Below are 17,510 nucleotides of genomic sequence, written 5' to 3'. Positions count from 1 at the left end.
TTTTCCTTGAGAGTGCCTAATTAGCGTGAATACAATTCGACGATCAAACTTTCATTAATTTCACCGCTAATATCTTCACGGTCAGGCACTTGCTTAAATGTTCCCTCGAGCTTAGCTGCGTCAACTGAAACCCAAGTAACAGCTGCCATTTGTCCAACCAAATTGAGTGATTCTGTAATACGCGCTTGCTTCTTCGCTTTTTCACGAATAGCAACTACATCACCAGGTTTAACCTGAATTGATGGAATATTTACAGGGCTACCATTGAGCAAAATTGCACAGTGGGAAACCAACTGACGTGCTTCAGCACGAGTAGAGCCAAAACCCATACGATAAACAACGTTATCAAGGCGTGATTCCAACAACTGAAGCAATGTTGAACCAGTATTACCCTTGCGACGCTCAGCCTCTGCGAAGTAACGGCGGAACTGACGCTCCAAAATTCCGTACATACGCTTAACCTTTTGCTTTTCACGCAATTGATTACCGTAATCAGATGTTCTTGAGCCAGATGTACGGCCATGTTGACCAGGCTTAGTATCTAACTTGCACTTGTCTGACAGGGCGCGACGTGCGCTCTTTAAAAATAAGTCGGTACCTTCCCGACGTGCTAATTTGGCCTTAGGCCCTAAGTAACGTGCCACGATGCTTTCCTTTCTTTGCCGCAGCCTTTCGACCGACGGTGAGTTCACCCTTTAATTCAGATGAACGGTGGGCTTTAATAAAAAACTACTAAAACTGTTGTACTGCCAACTTCCAAGCTTAAATACGACGACGCTTAGGAGGACGGCAACCATTGTGTGGAACTGGAGTAACGTCTTGAATCTCAGTGATCTTGATGCCCAATGAGTTCAATGCGCGAACTGCTGATTCACGACCTGGGCCTGGGCCTTTGATCTGAACTTCCAAGTTCTTGATACCGCATTCAATGGCTGTCTTACCAGCAACTTCTGCAGCTACCTGAGCAGCAAAAGGTGTTGATTTACGTGAGCCTTTGAAGCCCTGGCCGCCAGATGTTGCCCATGAAAGCGCATTTCCTTGACGATCAGTGATCGTAATAATGGTGTTGTTAAAAGAAGCGTGAACGTGTGCAATACCGTCAGCAACGTTCTTTTTAACCTTCTTACGAGCGCGCTGTGAAGCGGCGGAAGCGGATTGTTGTTTTGCCATGTCAATAAACTTTCTTGATTATTTCTTCAGTTGCACGCCAGACTTACGTGGGCCCTTACGGGTACGCGCGTTAGTCTTAGTACGTTGACCACGTACAGGCAAGCCCTTACGATGACGCACACCGCGGTAGCAACCTAAGTCCATCAAACGCTTGATGCTCATAGTTACTTCACGACGAAGGTCACCTTCAGTAATGATTTTACCTACTTCATCACGCAACTTTTCCAAGTCACCGTCAGTAAGGTCTTTAACTTTTTTGTCGATTGCAACACCTGTGGTTTCACAAATTTTGCGTGCACGAGTTGTGCCAATGCCAAAAATTGCTGTTAAACCGATAACAGTATGTTGATGATTTGGGATATTTACCCCAGCGATACGTGCCATGAGATTTCCTCTTAATTAACCAGATCAGCCTTGACGCTGCTTATGACGTGCGTCTGAAGAACAGATCACGCGCACAACGCGTTTGCGCTTAATGATCTTGCAATTTCTGCAAATACACTTAACGGATGCTAAAACTTTCATAACTCACCTCTAAAAAAATAGGTACTTCTTAATCTTTACTTCGCGCGGAAAATGATTCTGGCGCGCGTTAGGTCGTAAGGAGTCATCTCCACCGTCACCTTATCTCCCGGCAAAATGCGGATATAGTGCATCCGCATCTTTCCGGAAATGTGCCCTAGAACCACATGTCCGTTTTCCAGCTTCACGCGAAACATTGCGTTCGGCAAATTTTCTACAACTTCTCCCGCCATCTGAATTACATCGTCTTTAGACATTCAGTTAAGCGCCCATCTTAAAGTTGGCTTTCTTCATCAAAGAGCCGTACTGCTGTTGCATTACGAATGACTGAACTTGAGCCATGAAATCCATTGCAACAACAACAATAATCAACAATGAAGTGCCGCCGAAATAAAAGGGCACGTTGTACTTCAACACCAAGAATTCTGGCAACAAACAAACCAGAACCATATAAATTGCACCAGCCAAAGTTAAACGCACCAAGATCTTATCGATGTAACGCCCTGTTTGGTCGCCTGGACGAATACCAGGAACAAATGCACCGCTCTTCTTCAAGTTCTCAGCAGTCTCACGGCTGTTAAATACTAATGCGGTATAGAAGAAACAGAAGAAAATAATCGCAGCTGCGTACAGAATGGTGTACACAGGTTGGCCTGGGGCCAGAGTCGCCGCTAAATCTTTAATAATTCTGCTGAACATATTGGTTGGCTCGCCTGATGTAAACCAGCCAGCAATCGTTGCAGGGAACAAAATAATCGATGAAGCAAAAATTGGTGGAATAACGCCTGCCATATTTAACTTCAATGGGAAGTAAGAAGATTGGCCACCATAAATCTTGTTGCCAACTTGACGTTTAGCGTAGTTCACCAAAATACGACGCTGACCGCGCTCCACAAACACCACAAAATAAGTCACCGCTACTACGATCACAACAATCAGCAGAGCAGAAATAATATTCATTGAGCCAGTGCGCACCAACTCTAACAAGCTAGCTAATGCATTAGGCAAGCCAGAAACAATACCGCCAAAAATAATGATTGAGATGCCGTTACCCAAGCCACGCTCAGTAATTTGCTCGCCAAGCCACATTAAGAACATTGTGCCAGTCACTAATGTAACTACAGTATTCAACTCAAACATCAAACCTGGATTGATAACCAAACCTGGTTGAGCTTGCAAAGCAACAGAGATACCTAATGCTTGGAATGTAGCCAAGAACACAGTGCCGTAGCGTGTGTACTGAGTAATCTTGCGTTGACCTGCTTGACCTTCTTTTTTTAATGACTCCAAAGAAGGAACAACGATCGTCATCAACTGCATGATGATCGATGCAGAAATATACGGCATGATGCCCAAGGCAAATACAGTAAAGCGAGATAAAGCGCCGCCTGAGAATAGATTGAACATTCCCAAGATGCCATCTTTTTGGCCGGAGAATAACTGTGCCAATTGGTCTGGATCAATTCCAGGAACTGGAATATGAGCACCCAAACGGAACACGAGCAAAGCCAACACCAGGAAGACTAAGCGTTGGCGTAATTCGCCAAACTTGCCGCCTGATGCTGCAGTACTTGCGTTATTGGTAGGTGCTAATGCCATATTTGCTAAAAGACCTATTAAACCAACTCAACCAATTTGCCGCCAGCCGCTTCGATAGCTGCTTTTGCGCCGGCAGTTGCTGTAATACCTTTGAGGGTTACAGCAATCTTGAGTTCGCCAGTCTTGATGACCTTAACCGCATTGATTTGCTCACCAGCGAAGCCATGAGCCTTCAATACCAATAAGTCTACTTCTGGTAAATTGATTTTTGCTAAATCATTCAATGTAATTTGACCAACGTGACGACGTGTCAAAGACACGAAACCGCGTTTTGGCAAACGACGATACATAGGCATCTGACCGCCTTCAAATCCAACCTTGTGGAAACCACCAGAACGGGATTTTTGACCTTTGTGACCACGGCCGGCAGTTTTACCAAGACCGGAACCGATGCCACGTCCAACGCGACGACGGTTTTTCTTAGAGCCTTCTGCAGGTTTAATTGTGTTGAGTTGCATATTCTTCGCCTATTTACTTGCTAGTTATTAGCCAACGACTTTAACTAGATAAGAAACTTTATTAATCATGCCGCGAACAGCTGGAGTGTCTTCCAATTCAGAAACTGAATTGATACGACGAAGGCCTAAGCCTCGTACAGTTGCACGGTGGCTTTCGCGTGTACCGATCAAACTGCGTACTAATTGCAGTTTGAGTTTGGAGTTAGTTGTTGTCATTTGTAGATTCCTAATCTTTTGGTCTTAGCCGAGAATCTCTTCAACTGACTTACCGCGCTTAGCAGCAATCTCAGCAGGAGTACTCATCTTGCTCAAACCATCAATGGTTGCACGAACCAAGTTGTATGGGTTTGTAGAGCCAAGTGACTTAGCAACCACGTTAGTTACGCCCATTACATCAAAAATTGCGCGCATTGGGCCGCCAGCAATAATTCCAGTACCGTCTTTAGCTGGAGAAATCAAAACGCGTGACGCGCCGTGTTGACCAGTAACAGTGTGTTGCAAAGTACCTTTACGCAAAGTTACTTTGATCATCTTACGACGAGCTTCGTCCATTGCTTTTTGAACGGCAACTGGAACTTCTTTTGATTTGCCTTTACCCATGCCGATGCGGCCATCGCCATCGCCAACTACAGTGAGTGCAGCGAAGCCGAGAATACGACCACCCTTAACCACTTTAGTTACACGATTAACAGCGATCATCTTCTCGCGAAGACCATCATCACGCTCTTCGTTTTGCATCTTAGTTTGCATTTTTGCCATGTTTTTTCCTAAACCCTATTAGAACTTCAGGCCGGCTTCACGCGCAGCTTCAGCTAAGGCCTTAATACGGCCGTGATAACGATGACCGGAACGATCAAATGCAACATCAACAATGCCTGCCTTAACAGCACGCTCAGCAACTAATTTGCCGATTTGTTTAGCCGCTTCAGCGTTGCCGCCGTTTTTGATCGCTTGGCGCAAATCTTTTTCCATTGTTGAAGCAGCTGCTACAACTTTGGTTCCGCATGGGCTATAAACCTGGGCAGAAATATGAGTATTGCTACGGATAACTGTTAAGCGATTTGCCAATGCTTCGGCAATGCGAATACGAGTCTGCCTAGCGCGTCTTTGTCTGGATTCGTCTTTATTCATTTTCTAATCTCGCTTACTTCTTCTTAGTTTCTTTCAGATGCACAACCTCATCCACGTAGCGAACGCCCTTGCCTTTGTATGGCTCTGGTGAACGGTATGCGCGAACTTCAGCTGCGACCTGGCCAACTTGCTGCTTGTTGGAACCTTTGATAATGATTTCAGTTTGAGTTGGAGTCTCAGCCTTCACACCCTTTGGCAGGTTGTAAATAATGTCGTGCGAGAAACCCAACTGCAATTTCAATGTTTCACCTTGAGCAGCAGCACGATAACCAACGCCTACCAAGCTGAGCTTGCGCTCAAAGCCAGCAGTTACGCCAACAACCATGTTGTTAACCAAAGCACGGGCTGTACCTGACTGTGCACCAGCTTCTGGTGAGTCGTTATTTAAAACAACTGTCAATACGCCATCTTCTTGTTTCAAACCAACAGAAGGATGCAAGTTGTGTGTCAAAGTGCCCAAGGGACCTTTAACTGTAACGTTTGCACCGTTGATGCTGATTTCAGCGCCTTTAGGAACTGTAATTGGTGATTTACCTACGCGGGACATATTTCGCTCCTTAAGCTACGTAGCAAATAACTTCGCCGCCCACGCCTGTTGCACGTGCTTTACGGTCTGTCATTACGCCTTGAGGGGTTGAAATAATTGCAATGCCCAAGCCATTCATTACTTCTGGAATGTCATGGCGACCTTTATAGATACGCAGACTTGGTGTTGATACACGGTCAATACGCTCAATAACAGGACGGCCTGCATAGTATTTGAGATCGATGTGGAGCACTGGCTTAGCTGCCTCACCTTTGATTTCAAAACTTTCGATATAGCCTTCATCTTGCAAAACTTTTGCGATGGCTACTTTTACTTTTGACGACGGCATCAAGACTACGGGTTTCTGCACTGCTTGCGCATTGCGGATCCTTGTCAACATGTCGGCGATTGGATCGCTGATACTCATGAGTTCTCCTAATTCTTTCGCCGCTTACCAGCTGGCCTTGGTTAAACCGGGGATTTCGCCACGGAAGGCGATTTCACGAATCTTGCTACGAGCCAAACCGAATTTACGGAATGTGCCACGTGGTCGACCGGTTAATGAACAACGATTTCTTTGACGAATCGGGCTTGCGTTACGTGGAAGTGCCTGTAGTTTCAAGCGAGCTTCATAGCGCTCTTCATCGCTGCGTGATTGATCAGCAATGATCGCTTTGAGTTCAGCACGCTTGGCAGCGTACTTCTCTACAGTTTTTGCGCGCTTATTCTCGCGCTCAATTAGGGATAGTTTTGCCACGTTAGCCTCTTAATTGCGGAAAGGGAATTTAAATGCTGCCAACAAAGCTTTTGCTTCTTCGTCGGTTTTAGCAGTCGTCGTAATACTAATATTGAGACCACGGAGGGCATCAATCTTGTCGTATTCGATTTCAGGGAAAATGATCTGTTCTTTAACGCCGATATTGTAGTTACCACGGCCATCAAATGCTTTACCAGAGATACCGCGGAAGTCGCGTACGCGTGGCAATGCAACAGTAACGAAACGATCCAAGAATTCGTACATGCGCTGACCGCGCAATGTCACCATGGCACCGATTGGGTAACCTTGACGAATTTTGAAACCTGCAATTGCTTTTTTAGCTTTAGTTACTACGGGCTTTTGGCCCGCAACTTTAGTTAAATCGCCAACTGCATTTTCGATAATCTTCTTGTCGTTCACTGCATCGCCTAAGCCCATGTTCAGGGTTACCTTAGTGATACGTGGAACTTCCATTACAGACTTGTAACCAAACTTGGCGATCAAATCTGCAACAACTTTAGCTTGATAGTGCTCTTGAAAACGTGTGCTCATAATTTCTCCGTGCCCCTTATGCGCTTAAAGTTGCGCCAGTGGTTTTGAGGAAACGCTGCTTTTTACCATCCACGAGTTTGATACCAACACGTGATGGTTTGCCGTTACCGTCAACCACAGCCACATTAGAAATGTGAACAGGCATCGTCTTGTCAATCATGCCGCCAGTAATACCGGCTGCTGGATTTGGCTTAACGCTCTTTTTATAAATGTTTACGCCTTCGATCACTAATTTGTTCTCGAGAACGGCTGTAACAGTTCCTTGCTTGCCCTTATCGCGGCCAGTCAACAGAACTACGGAATCACCTTTACGAATTTTTTTCATATCAGCCTCTTAAATAACTTCGGGGGCGAGAGAAACGATCTTCATGAACTTTTCAGTACGCAACTCGCGCGTCACTGGTCCAAAGATACGTGTGCCAATTGGCTCTAACTTAGCGTTGAGCAATACCGCAGCGTTGCCATCGAATTTAATCAATGAACCATCTGGACGGCGAACACCCTTAGCAGTTCTCACTACTACGGCGTTATAAATATCACCTTTTTTTACACGGCCACGTGGAGCAGCGGACTTTACAGTCACTTTGATGACATCACCGATACTGGCGTAACGACGCTTAGAGCCGCCCAATACCTTGATGCACAAAACTTCACTGGCGCCTGTGTTATCGGCAACCTGTAATCTACTTTCGGTTTGTATCATTTCTAATCCCCAACTTATTGGCCAAAGGCAAACAGTCTTGGTTCCGTCTATGGGCTTTAACGAAAGTTAAAACCCGGAATTAATGAAAAACACTGCTTCTCCAATAAAACCAGAGAAGCCTTCTATTCTACTACGAAAAAAGGGGTTTGGGAAGAAACTTCACCAAAATCCCCAATATTTCTTTAAATACCTTTTGAAGCCTCAACCAAACGGGTCACAACCCAAGATTTAGTGCGTGAAATTGGCTTAGATTCAGCAATTTCAACGGTATCACCCATCTTGTATGTGCCAGCTTCGTCATGAGCATGGTACTTTTTGGACTGGCCAACGTACTTACCAATCACGGGATGCTTCACTTGACGCTCAACCAACACCGTCACAGTTTTTTGCATTTTGTCACTAACAACACGGCCCACGAGGGTGCGGCGCAAGGGTTTAGATAATTCTGTCATATCCCTTTTTCCTTATTTCTGTGCAGTCTTTTGGGCGATAAAAGTCTTCACACGAGCGATGTCGCGCTTATTTTTACCCAATTGGCTGGTATTTGTGAGTTGCTGAGTGCCTTTTTGCATGCGGAGCTTGAAACCGGTCTTAAGCAACTCGGTTAACTCTGCATTTAAAGCTGTCAGATCTTTTGAAGCTAATTCTGTATTTTTCATAATCTCTATCCCGATCAACCTAAGTGGCGAATCACGAAAGTGGTCTGTAAAGGCAACTTAGCAGCAGCAAGCTTGAAAGCTTCGCGCGCCAATTGCTCATCAACACCGTCCATCTCGTAAAGCACTTTGCCTGGTTGAATTTCAGCTACGTAGTACTCTGGATTACCTTTACCGTTACCCATACGTACTTCAGCAGGTTTTTGTGAAATTGGCTTATCTGGGAAAATACGAATCCAAATACGGCCACCACGTTTAATGTGACGAGTCATTGCACGACGTGCAGACTCGATTTGGCGTGCAGTCAAACGACCACGACCAACGGCCTTCAATCCAAAGTCACCAAAGGCTACAGAACTACCGCGTGTTGCCACGCCAGTGTTACGGCCTTTTTGTTCCTTACGATACTTGCGACGCTTTGGTTGTAGCATGCTTACTCTCCTGACTTCTGCGTATCTGCGGCTGGTGTTTCAACCTTACGCACACGCTTTACTGCTGGTTTAGCAGCAACTAATGGCTTGTCTGTGCCAGCAGCTGGTTTACGAGCAGCTGTCTTGCTTGGCGCACGACGAGTTTTCTTTTCTTCGGCAGCTGGTTCAGCTGATGGAGCAGCTACTTGAGCTTCTGCACCACGACCCAATGTGTCGCCCTTGTATACCCAAACTTTTACACCGATGATGCCGTATGTTGTTTCAGCTTCTGATGTTGCGTAGTCGATATCAGCCTTCAATGTATGAAGTGGAACACGACCTTCACGGTACCATTCACGACGAGCAATCTCAGCACCATTCAAACGACCTGATGACATGATTTTGATGCCTTGTGCGCCAAGACGCATTGCGTTTTGCATTGCACGCTTCATTGCACGGCGGAACATGATGCGCTTCTCTAACTGTTGAGTAATAGAGTCAGCAATCAATTGCGCGTCAACTTCAGGCTTACGAATTTCTTCGATATTCACGTGAACTGGAACACCCATGCGCTTTTGCAATTCGCGGCGGAGCACTTCAATATCTTCGCCTTTTTTACCGATTACAACACCTGGACGTGAGCTATAGATAGTGATGCGGGCATTCTTTGCAGGACGCTCAATCACAACCTTACTTACAGATGCATTCTTCAACTTCTTCTTGAGATAGATGCGGACATCTACGTCCTCTTTCAACATCTTTGCGAAGTCAGTATTGTTTGCATACCAACGTGATGTCCAATTCTTCGTTACCGCGAGTCGGAATCCGGTTGGGTTTATCTTTTGTCCCATATCTTTCCTTAGTTACTCAAGGTCACGGTAATGTGACATGTTTGTTTTTCAATTTGATTACCACGACCCTTAGCGCGTGCTGTGAAGCGCTTCAAGGAAGTACCTTTATCAACAATAATTGTCGAAACCTTGAGCTCATCAATATCAGCACCTTTATTGTGTTCAGCGTTGGCCACTGCAGACTCAACTACTTTTTTCACAATGAAGGCAGCTTTCTTGGGGCTGAAATTCAAAATGTTTAATGCGCGAGCAATTGGCAAACCACGAATTTGGTCGGCGACCAAACGTGTCTTTTGCGCAGAAATGCGGGCACCCTTGTGAATAGCTTTAACTTCCATCATCATCCCCTTACTTCTTCGTTACTTTCTTGTCAGCAGCGTGACCTTTGAAAGTGCGGGTCAAGGCAAATTCGCCTAACTTATGACCCACCATGTTTTCTGATACATATACCGGAACGTGTTGACGACCGTTATGTACAGCAATCGTCAGACCAATAAAGTCTGGGAGGATTGTTGAACGGCGTGACCATGTTTTGATCGGTTTTTTGTCTTTGTTGGCTTGAGCGACTTCAACTTTATTTACTAAGCTGGCTTCGCAAAATGGGCCTTTTTTGGCTGAACGTGTCATATCTATTTATCCTTATCGCTTAACGTTTTTGACGACGTTGAACGATCATCGAAGTTGTACGCTTATTGCGACGTGTACGATAACCTTTGGTTGGCGTGCCCCATGGGGATACAGGTACACGGCCTTCGCCAGTTCTACCTTCACCACCACCGTGCGGGTGATCTACTGGGTTCATTGCCACACCGCGAACGGTTGGGCGAATACCACGCCAGCGATTTGCACCAGCTTTACCGATAACACGCAAGCTATGCTCTTCGTTGCCAACTTCGCCAATAGTGGCGCGGCAGTCAATCAGAACGCGGCGAACTTCACCAGAGCGCAAACGCACTTGAGCGTATACGCCTTCACGAGCTAGCAATACTGCAGAACCACCAGCTGAACGGGCAACTTGAGCACCCTTACCTGGCATGATTTCTACACAGTGAATTGTGCTACCAACTGGAATGTTGCGAATTGGCAAGTTGTTACCAGACTTGATTGGGGCTTCTGAGCCACTCATCAATGCCTGACCAACAGTCATGCCTTTTGCAGCAAGAATATAGCGACGCTCACCATCAGCAAACACGATCAATGCAATATTTGCACTGCGGTTTGGATCGTATTCCAAGCGTTCTACTTTTGCTGGAATGCCATCTTTGTCGTTGCGTTTGAAATCAACTACACGATAGTGATGCTTATGCCCACCACCTTTATGACGGGTAGTGATGTGACCATTATTGTTACGACCCGCTTTTTGGAATTGTGGCTCTACTAACGCTGCAAAGGGCTTACCTTTATGCAGGTCAGGATTGACCACCTTGACCATTGAACGACGACCTGGTGAGGTCGGTTTTGTCTTCATCAAAGGCATGATTAATTCGCCTCCGCTTCAAAGTTAATTTCTTGACCTGGCTTCAAGCTTACATAGGCCTTCTTAGTGTGGTCACGACGACCTTCAAAACGGCCATAGCGCTTTGGCTTACCCTTTTGATTCACGATTTGAACTGAGTCAACTTGCACTTTGAAGAGCAATTCAACTGCTTGTTTTACATCGAGCTTGTTTGCGTCGCGAGCTACTTGGAACACTACTTGTTCGTTTTTCTCTGCAACCATAGTGGCTTTTTCAGAGATAACCGGTCCAAGTAGGACTCTCATTAGGTTGTGATCGTTTTTACGGACTTGGCTCATTTCAGCAACTCCTCAATTTTTGCGATCGCAGCTTTGCTTACCAATACTTTTTTGTATTGAACCAAAGCTAATGGATCAGCGTGCTGTGGCTCACATACAGCAACTTTATGCAAGTTACGTGATGCCAAGTACAAATTCTCGCTAACCTGATCAACAATGATCAAGACTGAATCCAAGCCCATTGCTTTAACTTTGTCAGCTAAAACTTTAGTTTTTGGAGCGTCAAGAGAAAATTGATCAACAACATTCAAACGACCTTCGCGGGCCAACTGAGACAAAATAGATCTCATACCAGCGCGGTACATTTTCTTGTTTACTTTTTGGCTGAAATTTTCTTCAGGTGAATTCGGGAATATACGACCACCTCCACGCCACAGCGGGGAAGAGCTCATACCAGCACGTGCACGACCAGTACCTTTTTGACGCCAAGGCTTCTTAGTAGTGTGCTTAACTTGCTCACGGTCTTTTTGTGCACGGTTACCACTACGTGCATTTGCTTGGTAAGCCACTACAACTTGGTGTACCAATGCTTCGTTATATTCACGTTCGAATACTTCTGGTGAAGCTTGTACGCCTGCACCTAAAGTACCGTTGTCTTGGAGAAGCTTAAGTTCCATATTCGCTCTCCTTATTTCTTCTTCAACGGTGTTTTAACCGCTGGAGTAACAATAACTTTACCGCCTGGGGCACCTGGAATAGCGCCTTTAACCATGATGAGATTACGTTCTGCATCAATGCGTGCGATGACTAAATTTTGAACTGTACGTGTAACGTCACCCAAGTGACCGGTCATACGCTTACCAGGGAAAACACGTCCTGGATCTTGCGCCATACCGATAGAGCCTGGTACGTTATGTGAACGTGAGTTACCGTGGGATGCACGACCAGAAGCGAAGTGATAACGCTTGATGGTACCTGCGTAGCCCTTACCGATAGACACACCTTGTACGTCCACTTTTTGACCAGCAGTAAAAGCAGTATCAGCAGGAATAACTTGTCCTGGTGTCATTTCCGCGATTTTTGCTGCGTCTAATTGGAATTCGTTAAGACCGTTACCAGCCATTACACCTGCTTTGGCGAAGTGACCAGCCATTGCTTTGGTAACGCGAGTAGCTCTACGTGTGCCATGTGCCAACTGAATAGCATCATAGCCATCAGTTGCCTGGGTCTTGATTTGAGCGATTCTGTTGTCGCTCACGTCAATTACGGTTACAGGGATTGAATCCCCTTCGTCCGTAAATAGACGGGTCATGCCGACCTTGCGGCCGATTAAGCCTAAGCTCATATTCATGCTCCACGCCGACTTCGATTGGTCGGCAAAATTAATTTAAGTGATTTACAAGTAAAAGTACTTCTAAATCAATAAGTTACAACGTTTGCAATGCTTATAAAACTAAGGTTTTCGCTCAATTAATTGAGCGAAGCCTTAGATTCTATCCTGAAAACCCGATCTTGACAAGCGAAAAGACCGGAAATAACAAATTACTGCAACTTAATTTCGACGTCCACACCCGCTGGGAGGTCTAATTTCATCAAAGCATCTACAGTTTTCTCGGTAGGATCAACAATATCCATCAAACGGAGATGGGTACGGATCTCTAACTGATCACGTGATGTCTTGTTCACGTGTGGTGAACGCAAGATATCAAAACGCTCAATACGGGTTGGCAAAGGTACTGGACCCTTAACAACTGCACCAGTACGCTTAGCTGTATCTACGATTTCAGCTGCAGACTGGTCGATCAAACGATAATCAAATGCTTTAAGGCGAATACGAATTTTTTGGTTTTGCATATTAATTCCAAAGAGCGTTGTGGTGCTGCCACGTTATATTTCTAAAGAGCACGGTGACATCAGCAGCACTGATGTCACCGGTTAGCAAACCGCTAAATATTTTTACTACTTAAGCCAAAATCTTTGCAACCACGCCGGCGCCAACAGTACGGCCACCTTCACGGATCGCAAAACGTAAACCTTCTTCCATCGCGATAGGAGCGATGAGTTTTACGGTAATAGTCACGTTATCACCAGGCATAACCATTTCTTTATCTTTTGGCAACTCGATTGAACCAGTTACGTCCGTTGTACGGAAGTAAAACTGTGGACGATAGTTGTTAAAGAATGGAGTATGACGACCACCTTCATCTTTACCCAAGATGTAAACCTCGGCTGTAAAGTGAGTATGTGGGGTGATTGAACCTGGCTTAGCCAATACTTGGCCGCGCTCAACTTCTTCACGTTTTGTACCGCGTAACAAGATACCAACGTTATCGCCTGCTTGACCTTGGTCGAGCAATTTGCGGAACATTTCAACACCAGTACATGTAGTTTTGATTGTTGGCTTGATACCGATGATTTCGATCTCTTCGCCTACTTTAACGATACCGCGCTCGATACGGCCTGTTACAACAGTACCGCGACCGGAGATAGAGAACACGTCTTCTACTGGCATCAAGAACGCGCCGTCAACAGCACGCTCTGGAGTTGGGATATAGGTGTCTAATGCTTCAGCCAATTTCATGATGGCTTCTTTACCCAATGGGCCTTCGTCGCCTTCAAGAGCTAACTTAGCAGAACCTTGAATAATTGGGGTGTCATCGCCAGGGAAGTTGTACTTAGATAAAAGCTCACGAACTTCCATTTCAACTAACTCGAGCAATTCAGCGTCATCAACCATGTCGCACTTGTTCAAGAAAACGACAATGTAAGGAACACCAACTTGGCGTGCCAAGAGGATGTGCTCACGTGTTTGTGGCATTGGGCCGTCAGCAGCAGAGCAAACTAAAATTGCGCCGTCCATCTGAGCAGCACCAGTAATCATGTTCTTAACGTAGTCAGCATGTCCTGGGCAATCCACGTGTGCGTAGTGACGATTCGCTGTCTCATACTCAACGTGCGCAGTATTAATCGTAATACCACGTGCTTTTTCTTCTGGAGCAGCATCGATCTGATCGTATGCTTTAGCTTCGCCACCGAATGCTTTAGAAAGCACGGTTGCGATTGCTGCTGTCAATGTGGTTTTACCGTGGTCAACGTGACCGATGGTGCCTACGTTTACGTGCGGTTTTGTCCGCTCGAATTTTTCTTTTGCCATTTTTGTCTGCCTTCTTTAGCTAGTCAATATTCAAAATTAATGTGGATAAATTACTTCGCTTTAGCAGCCATAACTGCTTCAGCAACGTTCTTCGGTGCTTCGGAATAATGCTTAAATTCCATGGTGTAGGTAGCGCGACCTTGGGTCAACGAGCGCAAGCCAGTTGAGTAACCAAACATCTCTGCCAACGGCACTTCAGCACGAACGATCTTACCGCCGCCTGGAATGTCATCCATACCTTGCAAAATACCGCGACGGGATGAAAGATCACCCATTACGTTACCCATGAAATCTTCTGGTGTTTCTACTTCAACAGCCATCATCGGCTCAAGCAACACAGGGGATGCTTTACGCATACCGTCTTTGAAAGCCATAGAACCCGCCATCTTAAATGCGTTTTCATTGGAGTCAACGTCATGGTACGAACCGAAGAACAATGTTGCTTTGATATCTACAACTGGATAGCCAGCCAAAATACCGGAATTCAATGTTTCGCGAATTCCTTTTTCTACCGCAGGGATGTATTCACGCGGAACTACACCGCCTTTAATAGCGTCAATGAATTCAAAACCTTTGCCTGGCTCTTGTGGCTCAAGCTTCAATACTACGTGACCGTATTGACCGCGACCACCAGACTGCTTAACAAACTTACCTTCGATTTCTTCGCAAACTTTACGAATGGTTTCGCGATAGGCAACTTGTGGCTTACCAACAGTTGCTTCAACACCAAACTCACGACGCATACGGTCAACCAAAATTTCCAAGTGGAGCTCGCCCATTCCGGAAATAATAGTTTGGCCAGACTCTTCATCAGTTTTAACGCGGAATGATGGATCTTCTTGTGCCAAACGATTCAAAGCAAGACCCATTTTTTCTTGGTCTGGTTTTGTCTTAGGCTCAACAGCTTGAGAGATCACTGGCTCTGGGAATACCATGCGCTCCAAAATTACGATGCTATCTGGATCACACAATGTTTCGCCAGTAGTTGCGTCTTTTAGACCAACTGCAGCAGCGATATCGCCTGCATAAACTTCTTTAATTTCTTCACGTTGGTTTGCGTGCATCTGCAACAAACGTCCAACACGCTCTTTCTTGCCCTTGATTGGGTTGTAGATTGTGTCACCTGATTTCATTACGCCTGAGTAAACACGGAAGAAGATGAGCTGACCAACGAATGGGTCTGTCATGATCTTAAATGCCAGTGCAGAGAACTTCTCAGCATCATCAGCTTTACGTGTTGTAGGCGTGCCATCTTCCAATTCGCAAGGAACTGGAGGAACATCTAATGGGGAAGGCAGCAGCTCAACTACTGCATCCAACATCGCTTGAACGCCTTTGTTTTTGAAAGCAGTTCCGCACATCATTGGAATGATTTCATTAGCAATCGTACGTTGACGCAATGCTTTTTTGATTTCTTCTTCGGTCAACTCTTCGCCACCGAGATACTTCTCCATCAACTCTTCTGAACTTTCAGCGGCGGCTTCAACCATCTTTTCGCGCCACTCATCAGCAGACGCCTTTAATTCAGCAGGAATCTCTTCGTAGCTAAATTTAGTACCTTGTGAAGCCTCATCCCAATAGATGGCCTTCATTTTGACCAAGTCCACAACGCCTTTGAAATTCTCTTCAGCGCCAATAGGAATTTGGATCAAGATTGGGTTTGCTTTGAGACGTAACTTCATCTGGTCATAGACCTTAAAGAAGTTCGCACCAGTACGGTCCATCTTGTTAACGAATGCTAAACGTGGAACTTGATACTTGTTAGCTTGACGCCAAACAGTTTCAGATTGTGGCTGTACACCACCTACCGCACAGTAAACCATGCAAGCGCCATCCAACACGCGCATTGAACGCTCAACCTCAATCGTGAAGTCTACGTGTCCTGGGGTATCAATAATATTGATACGGTGCTCTGGAAAATTACCAGCCATGCCCTTCCAGAACGTTGTAGTAGCAGCAGAAGTAATCGTGATACCACGCTCTTGCTCTTGCTCCATCCAGTCCATGGTTGCAGCGCCATCATGCACTTCACCAATTTTGTGATTAACACCGGTGTAGAACAAAACGCGTTCTGTTGTTGTTGTCTTACCTGCGTCAATGTGCGCAGAAATACCGATATTGCGGTATTTGTCGATAGGGGTTTTACGTGCCACTGTTGGTACCTTTTCTTTGCTGTGCGATTAGAAGCGGAAATGTGAGAAAGCTTTGTTGGCTTCTGCCATACGGTGAACTTCTTCACGCTTCTTCATTGCTCCGCCGCGACCTTCTGCAGCTTCTAATAATTCGTTGGCCAAACGTTGAGCCATAGACTTTTCACCGCGCTTTTTAGCGGCTTCGCGCACCCAGCGCATTGCCAAAGCAGAACGGCGTGATGGGCGAACTTCAACAGGAACCTGGTAGTTAGCGCCACCAACACGACGGCTCTTTACCTCAACCATTGGCTTAACGTTGCCCATAGCTGTTGAGAAAATTTCGAGTGGTTCTTTATTTGCTTTTTTCTCGATGTGATCAAAGGCACCGTAAACGATACGCTCTGCAACCGATTTCTTGCCGTCCAACATGAGGACGTTCATGAATTTAGCTACTTCTACATTTCCGAATTTTGGATCCGGCAAAATTTCCCGCTTGGGAACTTCACGACGACGTGGCATAACTACTCCTTCAGTTCAGTTAGGGGCGACCCACATGGATCACCCGCACCGGTTGCCCTACTATCCAAGAAGATTCCCAGACGGAACAACCACTTACTTGTCTTTTAAGTCTGACAAACGAAGACTTACTACAAATACTTCAGCAAAAATCTATTGAAAGATTAAGCAGATTTCTTAGCGCGCTTGGCACCGTACTTGGAACGTGATTGCTTACGGTCTTTAACACCTTGTAAGTCAAGTGAGCCACGAACGATGTGGTAACGAACACCCGGCAAATCCTTTACACGACCGCCACGGATTAACACTACTGAGTGTTCCTGGAGGTTATGGCCTTCACCACCAATGTATGAAATGACTTCAAAACCATTGGTTAAGCGAACTTTGGCTACTTTACGAAGCGCAGAGTTAGGCTTTTTAGGAGTAGTGGTGTACACACGTGTACAAACACCACGGCGCTGCGGACTGTTTTCCAGTGCAGGGCTCTTGCTTTTCACGATCAGCCTGGATCTTGGCTTACGTATTAATTGATTAATTGTTGGCATAAAATAGCTCGGTTAGTACTTCTTTGTTGCTTTCTTCAAGAAAATCAATGACTTAGAGAATTTCTAGGTCAAAAAGACCCTCTTCTGAATCAGT

General features: G+C 45.6%; 31 protein-coding genes. All 31 read right to left on the bottom strand.

Annotated elements, in window-relative coordinates; translation table 11 throughout:
* Positions 1–20: 20 nt before the first annotated feature.
* Positions 21–644 (bottom strand): 30S ribosomal protein S4, encoded by a 624-nt coding sequence (gene rpsD / locus ICN39_RS00600; RefSeq protein WP_072582071.1) that lies wholly within the window; start codon positions 642–644, stop codon positions 21–23.
* Positions 645–762: 118 nt separating this feature from the next.
* Positions 763–1,170 (bottom strand): 30S ribosomal protein S11, encoded by a 408-nt coding sequence (gene rpsK / locus ICN39_RS00595; RefSeq protein ID WP_015420254.1) that lies wholly within the window; start codon positions 1,168–1,170, stop codon positions 763–765.
* 18 nt (positions 1,171–1,188) lie between these two features.
* Positions 1,189–1,554 (bottom strand): 30S ribosomal protein S13, encoded by a 366-nt coding sequence (gene rpsM, locus ICN39_RS00590; protein WP_216232215.1) that lies wholly within the window; start codon positions 1,552–1,554, stop codon positions 1,189–1,191.
* A 24-nt stretch (positions 1,555–1,578) separates the two neighbouring features.
* Positions 1,579–1,695: a 50S ribosomal protein L36 gene (rpmJ, locus tag ICN39_RS00585; RefSeq protein ID WP_012357167.1), complete on the bottom strand. Its 117-nt coding sequence runs from the start codon at positions 1,693–1,695 to the stop codon at positions 1,579–1,581.
* 35 nt (positions 1,696–1,730) lie between these two features.
* Positions 1,731–1,949: a translation initiation factor IF-1 gene (gene infA, locus ICN39_RS00580; RefSeq protein ID WP_068320132.1), complete on the bottom strand. Its 219-nt coding sequence runs from the start codon at positions 1,947–1,949 to the stop codon at positions 1,731–1,733.
* Between the two features lie 4 nt (positions 1,950–1,953).
* Positions 1,954–3,291 (bottom strand): preprotein translocase subunit SecY, encoded by a 1,338-nt coding sequence (secY, locus tag ICN39_RS00575; protein WP_216232214.1) that lies wholly within the window; start codon positions 3,289–3,291, stop codon positions 1,954–1,956.
* A gap of 17 nt (positions 3,292–3,308) precedes the next feature.
* On the bottom strand, positions 3,309–3,749 hold the full coding sequence (gene rplO / locus ICN39_RS00570; protein WP_071464448.1) for a 50S ribosomal protein L15: 441 nt from the start codon (positions 3,747–3,749) through the stop codon (positions 3,309–3,311).
* A gap of 27 nt (positions 3,750–3,776) precedes the next feature.
* Positions 3,777–3,965 carry a 50S ribosomal protein L30 gene (rpmD, locus tag ICN39_RS00565; RefSeq protein WP_216232213.1) on the bottom strand — a complete coding sequence of 63 codons (189 nt, stop codon included), beginning with the start codon at positions 3,963–3,965 and terminating at the stop codon, positions 3,777–3,779.
* Between the two features lie 24 nt (positions 3,966–3,989).
* Complete coding sequence (gene rpsE / locus ICN39_RS00560) at positions 3,990–4,508, bottom strand: 30S ribosomal protein S5 (protein WP_011901917.1); 519 nt, start codon at positions 4,506–4,508, stop codon at positions 3,990–3,992.
* An 18-nt stretch (positions 4,509–4,526) separates the two neighbouring features.
* Complete coding sequence (gene rplR / locus ICN39_RS00555; RefSeq protein WP_046329386.1) at positions 4,527–4,880, bottom strand: 50S ribosomal protein L18; 354 nt, start codon at positions 4,878–4,880, stop codon at positions 4,527–4,529.
* A 13-nt stretch (positions 4,881–4,893) separates the two neighbouring features.
* Positions 4,894–5,427 carry a 50S ribosomal protein L6 gene (rplF, locus tag ICN39_RS00550; protein WP_071464447.1) on the bottom strand — a complete coding sequence of 178 codons (534 nt, stop codon included), beginning with the start codon at positions 5,425–5,427 and terminating at the stop codon, positions 4,894–4,896.
* Between the two features lie 10 nt (positions 5,428–5,437).
* On the bottom strand, positions 5,438–5,833 hold the full coding sequence (gene rpsH, locus ICN39_RS00545; RefSeq protein WP_011901914.1) for a 30S ribosomal protein S8: 396 nt from the start codon (positions 5,831–5,833) through the stop codon (positions 5,438–5,440).
* A gap of 24 nt (positions 5,834–5,857) precedes the next feature.
* Positions 5,858–6,163: a 30S ribosomal protein S14 gene (gene rpsN / locus ICN39_RS00540; protein WP_071464445.1), complete on the bottom strand. Its 306-nt coding sequence runs from the start codon at positions 6,161–6,163 to the stop codon at positions 5,858–5,860.
* 9 nt (positions 6,164–6,172) lie between these two features.
* Positions 6,173–6,715: a 50S ribosomal protein L5 gene (gene rplE, locus ICN39_RS00535; protein ID WP_015420243.1), complete on the bottom strand. Its 543-nt coding sequence runs from the start codon at positions 6,713–6,715 to the stop codon at positions 6,173–6,175.
* 16 nt (positions 6,716–6,731) lie between these two features.
* A complete protein-coding gene (gene rplX / locus ICN39_RS00530; protein ID WP_114692179.1) occupies positions 6,732–7,040 on the bottom strand; it encodes a 50S ribosomal protein L24 in 309 nt (102 codons plus the stop codon).
* A gap of 9 nt (positions 7,041–7,049) precedes the next feature.
* Positions 7,050–7,418: a 50S ribosomal protein L14 gene (rplN, locus tag ICN39_RS00525; protein ID WP_015420241.1), complete on the bottom strand. Its 369-nt coding sequence runs from the start codon at positions 7,416–7,418 to the stop codon at positions 7,050–7,052.
* A 182-nt stretch (positions 7,419–7,600) separates the two neighbouring features.
* Positions 7,601–7,870: a 30S ribosomal protein S17 gene (rpsQ, locus tag ICN39_RS00520; protein ID WP_011901909.1), complete on the bottom strand. Its 270-nt coding sequence runs from the start codon at positions 7,868–7,870 to the stop codon at positions 7,601–7,603.
* 12 nt (positions 7,871–7,882) lie between these two features.
* Entirely contained in the window at positions 7,883–8,077 is a 195-nt protein-coding gene (gene rpmC, locus ICN39_RS00515) for a 50S ribosomal protein L29 (RefSeq protein WP_215362451.1), read from the bottom strand.
* Positions 8,078–8,091: 14 nt separating this feature from the next.
* Complete coding sequence (rplP, locus tag ICN39_RS00510) at positions 8,092–8,505, bottom strand: 50S ribosomal protein L16 (RefSeq protein ID WP_011901907.1); 414 nt, start codon at positions 8,503–8,505, stop codon at positions 8,092–8,094.
* A 2-nt stretch (positions 8,506–8,507) separates the two neighbouring features.
* Entirely contained in the window at positions 8,508–9,335 is an 828-nt protein-coding gene (gene rpsC, locus ICN39_RS00505; RefSeq protein ID WP_072582068.1) for a 30S ribosomal protein S3, read from the bottom strand.
* Positions 9,336–9,343: 8 nt separating this feature from the next.
* Positions 9,344–9,676 (bottom strand): 50S ribosomal protein L22, encoded by a 333-nt coding sequence (rplV, locus tag ICN39_RS00500; RefSeq protein ID WP_215392687.1) that lies wholly within the window; start codon positions 9,674–9,676, stop codon positions 9,344–9,346.
* A 7-nt stretch (positions 9,677–9,683) separates the two neighbouring features.
* On the bottom strand, positions 9,684–9,962 hold the full coding sequence (gene rpsS, locus ICN39_RS00495) for a 30S ribosomal protein S19 (RefSeq protein WP_046329379.1): 279 nt from the start codon (positions 9,960–9,962) through the stop codon (positions 9,684–9,686).
* A 19-nt stretch (positions 9,963–9,981) separates the two neighbouring features.
* Positions 9,982–10,812 (bottom strand): 50S ribosomal protein L2, encoded by an 831-nt coding sequence (gene rplB, locus ICN39_RS00490; RefSeq protein ID WP_215362450.1) that lies wholly within the window; start codon positions 10,810–10,812, stop codon positions 9,982–9,984.
* Positions 10,813–10,814: 2 nt separating this feature from the next.
* Entirely contained in the window at positions 10,815–11,129 is a 315-nt protein-coding gene (gene rplW / locus ICN39_RS00485; protein WP_072582065.1) for a 50S ribosomal protein L23, read from the bottom strand.
* Complete coding sequence (gene rplD, locus ICN39_RS00480; RefSeq protein WP_011901901.1) at positions 11,126–11,746, bottom strand: 50S ribosomal protein L4; 621 nt, start codon at positions 11,744–11,746, stop codon at positions 11,126–11,128. The genes rplW and rplD overlap by 4 nt, the downstream gene beginning before the upstream one ends.
* Positions 11,747–11,757: 11 nt before the next feature.
* On the bottom strand, positions 11,758–12,414 hold the full coding sequence (gene rplC / locus ICN39_RS00475; protein ID WP_011901900.1) for a 50S ribosomal protein L3: 657 nt from the start codon (positions 12,412–12,414) through the stop codon (positions 11,758–11,760).
* A gap of 197 nt (positions 12,415–12,611) precedes the next feature.
* A complete protein-coding gene (rpsJ, locus tag ICN39_RS00470; protein ID WP_011901899.1) occupies positions 12,612–12,923 on the bottom strand; it encodes a 30S ribosomal protein S10 in 312 nt (103 codons plus the stop codon).
* Between the two features lie 109 nt (positions 12,924–13,032).
* A complete protein-coding gene (gene tuf, locus ICN39_RS00465; RefSeq protein WP_216232206.1) occupies positions 13,033–14,223 on the bottom strand; it encodes an elongation factor Tu in 1,191 nt (396 codons plus the stop codon).
* A 50-nt stretch (positions 14,224–14,273) separates the two neighbouring features.
* The gene (gene fusA / locus ICN39_RS00460; RefSeq protein WP_216232212.1) at positions 14,274–16,376 is read right to left on the bottom strand and encodes an elongation factor G; all 2,103 of its coding nucleotides are present in this window, start codon (positions 16,374–16,376) and stop codon (positions 14,274–14,276) included.
* Positions 16,377–16,403: 27 nt separating this feature from the next.
* On the bottom strand, positions 16,404–16,874 hold the full coding sequence (rpsG, locus tag ICN39_RS00455; RefSeq protein WP_011901897.1) for a 30S ribosomal protein S7: 471 nt from the start codon (positions 16,872–16,874) through the stop codon (positions 16,404–16,406).
* Positions 16,875–17,035: 161 nt separating this feature from the next.
* Complete coding sequence (gene rpsL / locus ICN39_RS00450) at positions 17,036–17,416, bottom strand: 30S ribosomal protein S12 (protein ID WP_072582063.1); 381 nt, start codon at positions 17,414–17,416, stop codon at positions 17,036–17,038.
* Between the last annotated feature and the right edge of the window lie 94 nt (positions 17,417–17,510).

The organism is Polynucleobacter sp. AP-Reno-20A-A9, from assembly GCF_018882085.1.
Taxonomy (GTDB): Bacteria; Pseudomonadota; Gammaproteobacteria; order Burkholderiales; family Burkholderiaceae; genus Polynucleobacter.
This window is presented reverse-complemented; position numbering and strand designations above follow the sequence as displayed.

What these genes read in the sequence shown, in the direction of transcription:
- rpsK (WP_015420254.1), bottom strand. Translation starts at nt 1,170, where the DNA reads ATGGCAAAACAACAATCCGCTTCCGCCGCTTCACAGCGCGCTCGTAAG.
- rpsM (WP_216232215.1), bottom strand. Translation starts at nt 1,554, where the DNA reads ATGGCACGTATCGCTGGGGTAAATATCCCAAATCATCAACATACTGTT.
- rpmJ (WP_012357167.1), bottom strand. Translation starts at nt 1,695, where the DNA reads ATGAAAGTTTTAGCATCCGTTAAGTGTATTTGCAGAAATTGCAAGATC.
- infA (WP_068320132.1), bottom strand. Translation starts at nt 1,949, where the DNA reads ATGTCTAAAGACGATGTAATTCAGATGGCGGGAGAAGTTGTAGAAAAT.
- secY (WP_216232214.1), bottom strand. Translation starts at nt 3,291, where the DNA reads ATGGCATTAGCACCTACCAATAACGCAAGTACTGCAGCATCAGGCGGC.
- rplO (WP_071464448.1), bottom strand. Translation starts at nt 3,749, where the DNA reads ATGCAACTCAACACAATTAAACCTGCAGAAGGCTCTAAGAAAAACCGT.
- rpmD (WP_216232213.1), bottom strand. Translation starts at nt 3,965, where the DNA reads ATGACAACAACTAACTCCAAACTCAAACTGCAATTAGTACGCAGTTTG.
- rpsE (WP_011901917.1), bottom strand. Translation starts at nt 4,508, where the DNA reads ATGGCAAAAATGCAAACTAAGATGCAAAACGAAGAGCGTGATGATGGT.
- rplR (WP_046329386.1), bottom strand. Translation starts at nt 4,880, where the DNA reads ATGAATAAAGACGAATCCAGACAAAGACGCGCTAGGCAGACTCGTATT.
- rplF (WP_071464447.1), bottom strand. Translation starts at nt 5,427, where the DNA reads ATGTCCCGCGTAGGTAAATCACCAATTACAGTTCCTAAAGGCGCTGAA.
- rpsH (WP_011901914.1), bottom strand. Translation starts at nt 5,833, where the DNA reads ATGAGTATCAGCGATCCAATCGCCGACATGTTGACAAGGATCCGCAAT.
- rplE (WP_015420243.1), bottom strand. Translation starts at nt 6,715, where the DNA reads ATGAGCACACGTTTTCAAGAGCACTATCAAGCTAAAGTTGTTGCAGAT.
- rplX (WP_114692179.1), bottom strand. Translation starts at nt 7,040, where the DNA reads ATGAAAAAAATTCGTAAAGGTGATTCCGTAGTTCTGTTGACTGGCCGC.
- rplN (WP_015420241.1), bottom strand. Translation starts at nt 7,418, where the DNA reads ATGATACAAACCGAAAGTAGATTACAGGTTGCCGATAACACAGGCGCC.
- rpsQ (WP_011901909.1), bottom strand. Translation starts at nt 7,870, where the DNA reads ATGACAGAATTATCTAAACCCTTGCGCCGCACCCTCGTGGGCCGTGTT.
- rpmC (WP_215362451.1), bottom strand. Translation starts at nt 8,077, where the DNA reads ATGAAAAATACAGAATTAGCTTCAAAAGATCTGACAGCTTTAAATGCA.
- rplP (WP_011901907.1), bottom strand. Translation starts at nt 8,505, where the DNA reads ATGCTACAACCAAAGCGTCGCAAGTATCGTAAGGAACAAAAAGGCCGT.
- rpsC (WP_072582068.1), bottom strand. Translation starts at nt 9,335, where the DNA reads ATGGGACAAAAGATAAACCCAACCGGATTCCGACTCGCGGTAACGAAG.
- rplV (WP_215392687.1), bottom strand. Translation starts at nt 9,676, where the DNA reads ATGATGGAAGTTAAAGCTATTCACAAGGGTGCCCGCATTTCTGCGCAA.
- rpsS (WP_046329379.1), bottom strand. Translation starts at nt 9,962, where the DNA reads ATGACACGTTCAGCCAAAAAAGGCCCATTTTGCGAAGCCAGCTTAGTA.
- rplB (WP_215362450.1), bottom strand. Translation starts at nt 10,812, where the DNA reads ATGCCTTTGATGAAGACAAAACCGACCTCACCAGGTCGTCGTTCAATG.
- rplW (WP_072582065.1), bottom strand. Translation starts at nt 11,129, where the DNA reads ATGAGCCAAGTCCGTAAAAACGATCACAACCTAATGAGAGTCCTACTT.
- rplD (WP_011901901.1), bottom strand. Translation starts at nt 11,746, where the DNA reads ATGGAACTTAAGCTTCTCCAAGACAACGGTACTTTAGGTGCAGGCGTA.
- rplC (WP_011901900.1), bottom strand. Translation starts at nt 12,414, where the DNA reads ATGAGCTTAGGCTTAATCGGCCGCAAGGTCGGCATGACCCGTCTATTT.
- rpsJ (WP_011901899.1), bottom strand. Translation starts at nt 12,923, where the DNA reads ATGCAAAACCAAAAAATTCGTATTCGCCTTAAAGCATTTGATTATCGT.
- tuf (WP_216232206.1), bottom strand. Translation starts at nt 14,223, where the DNA reads ATGGCAAAAGAAAAATTCGAGCGGACAAAACCGCACGTAAACGTAGGC.
- rpsG (WP_011901897.1), bottom strand. Translation starts at nt 16,874, where the DNA reads ATGCCACGTCGTCGTGAAGTTCCCAAGCGGGAAATTTTGCCGGATCCA.
- rpsL (WP_072582063.1), bottom strand. Translation starts at nt 17,416, where the DNA reads ATGCCAACAATTAATCAATTAATACGTAAGCCAAGATCCAGGCTGATC.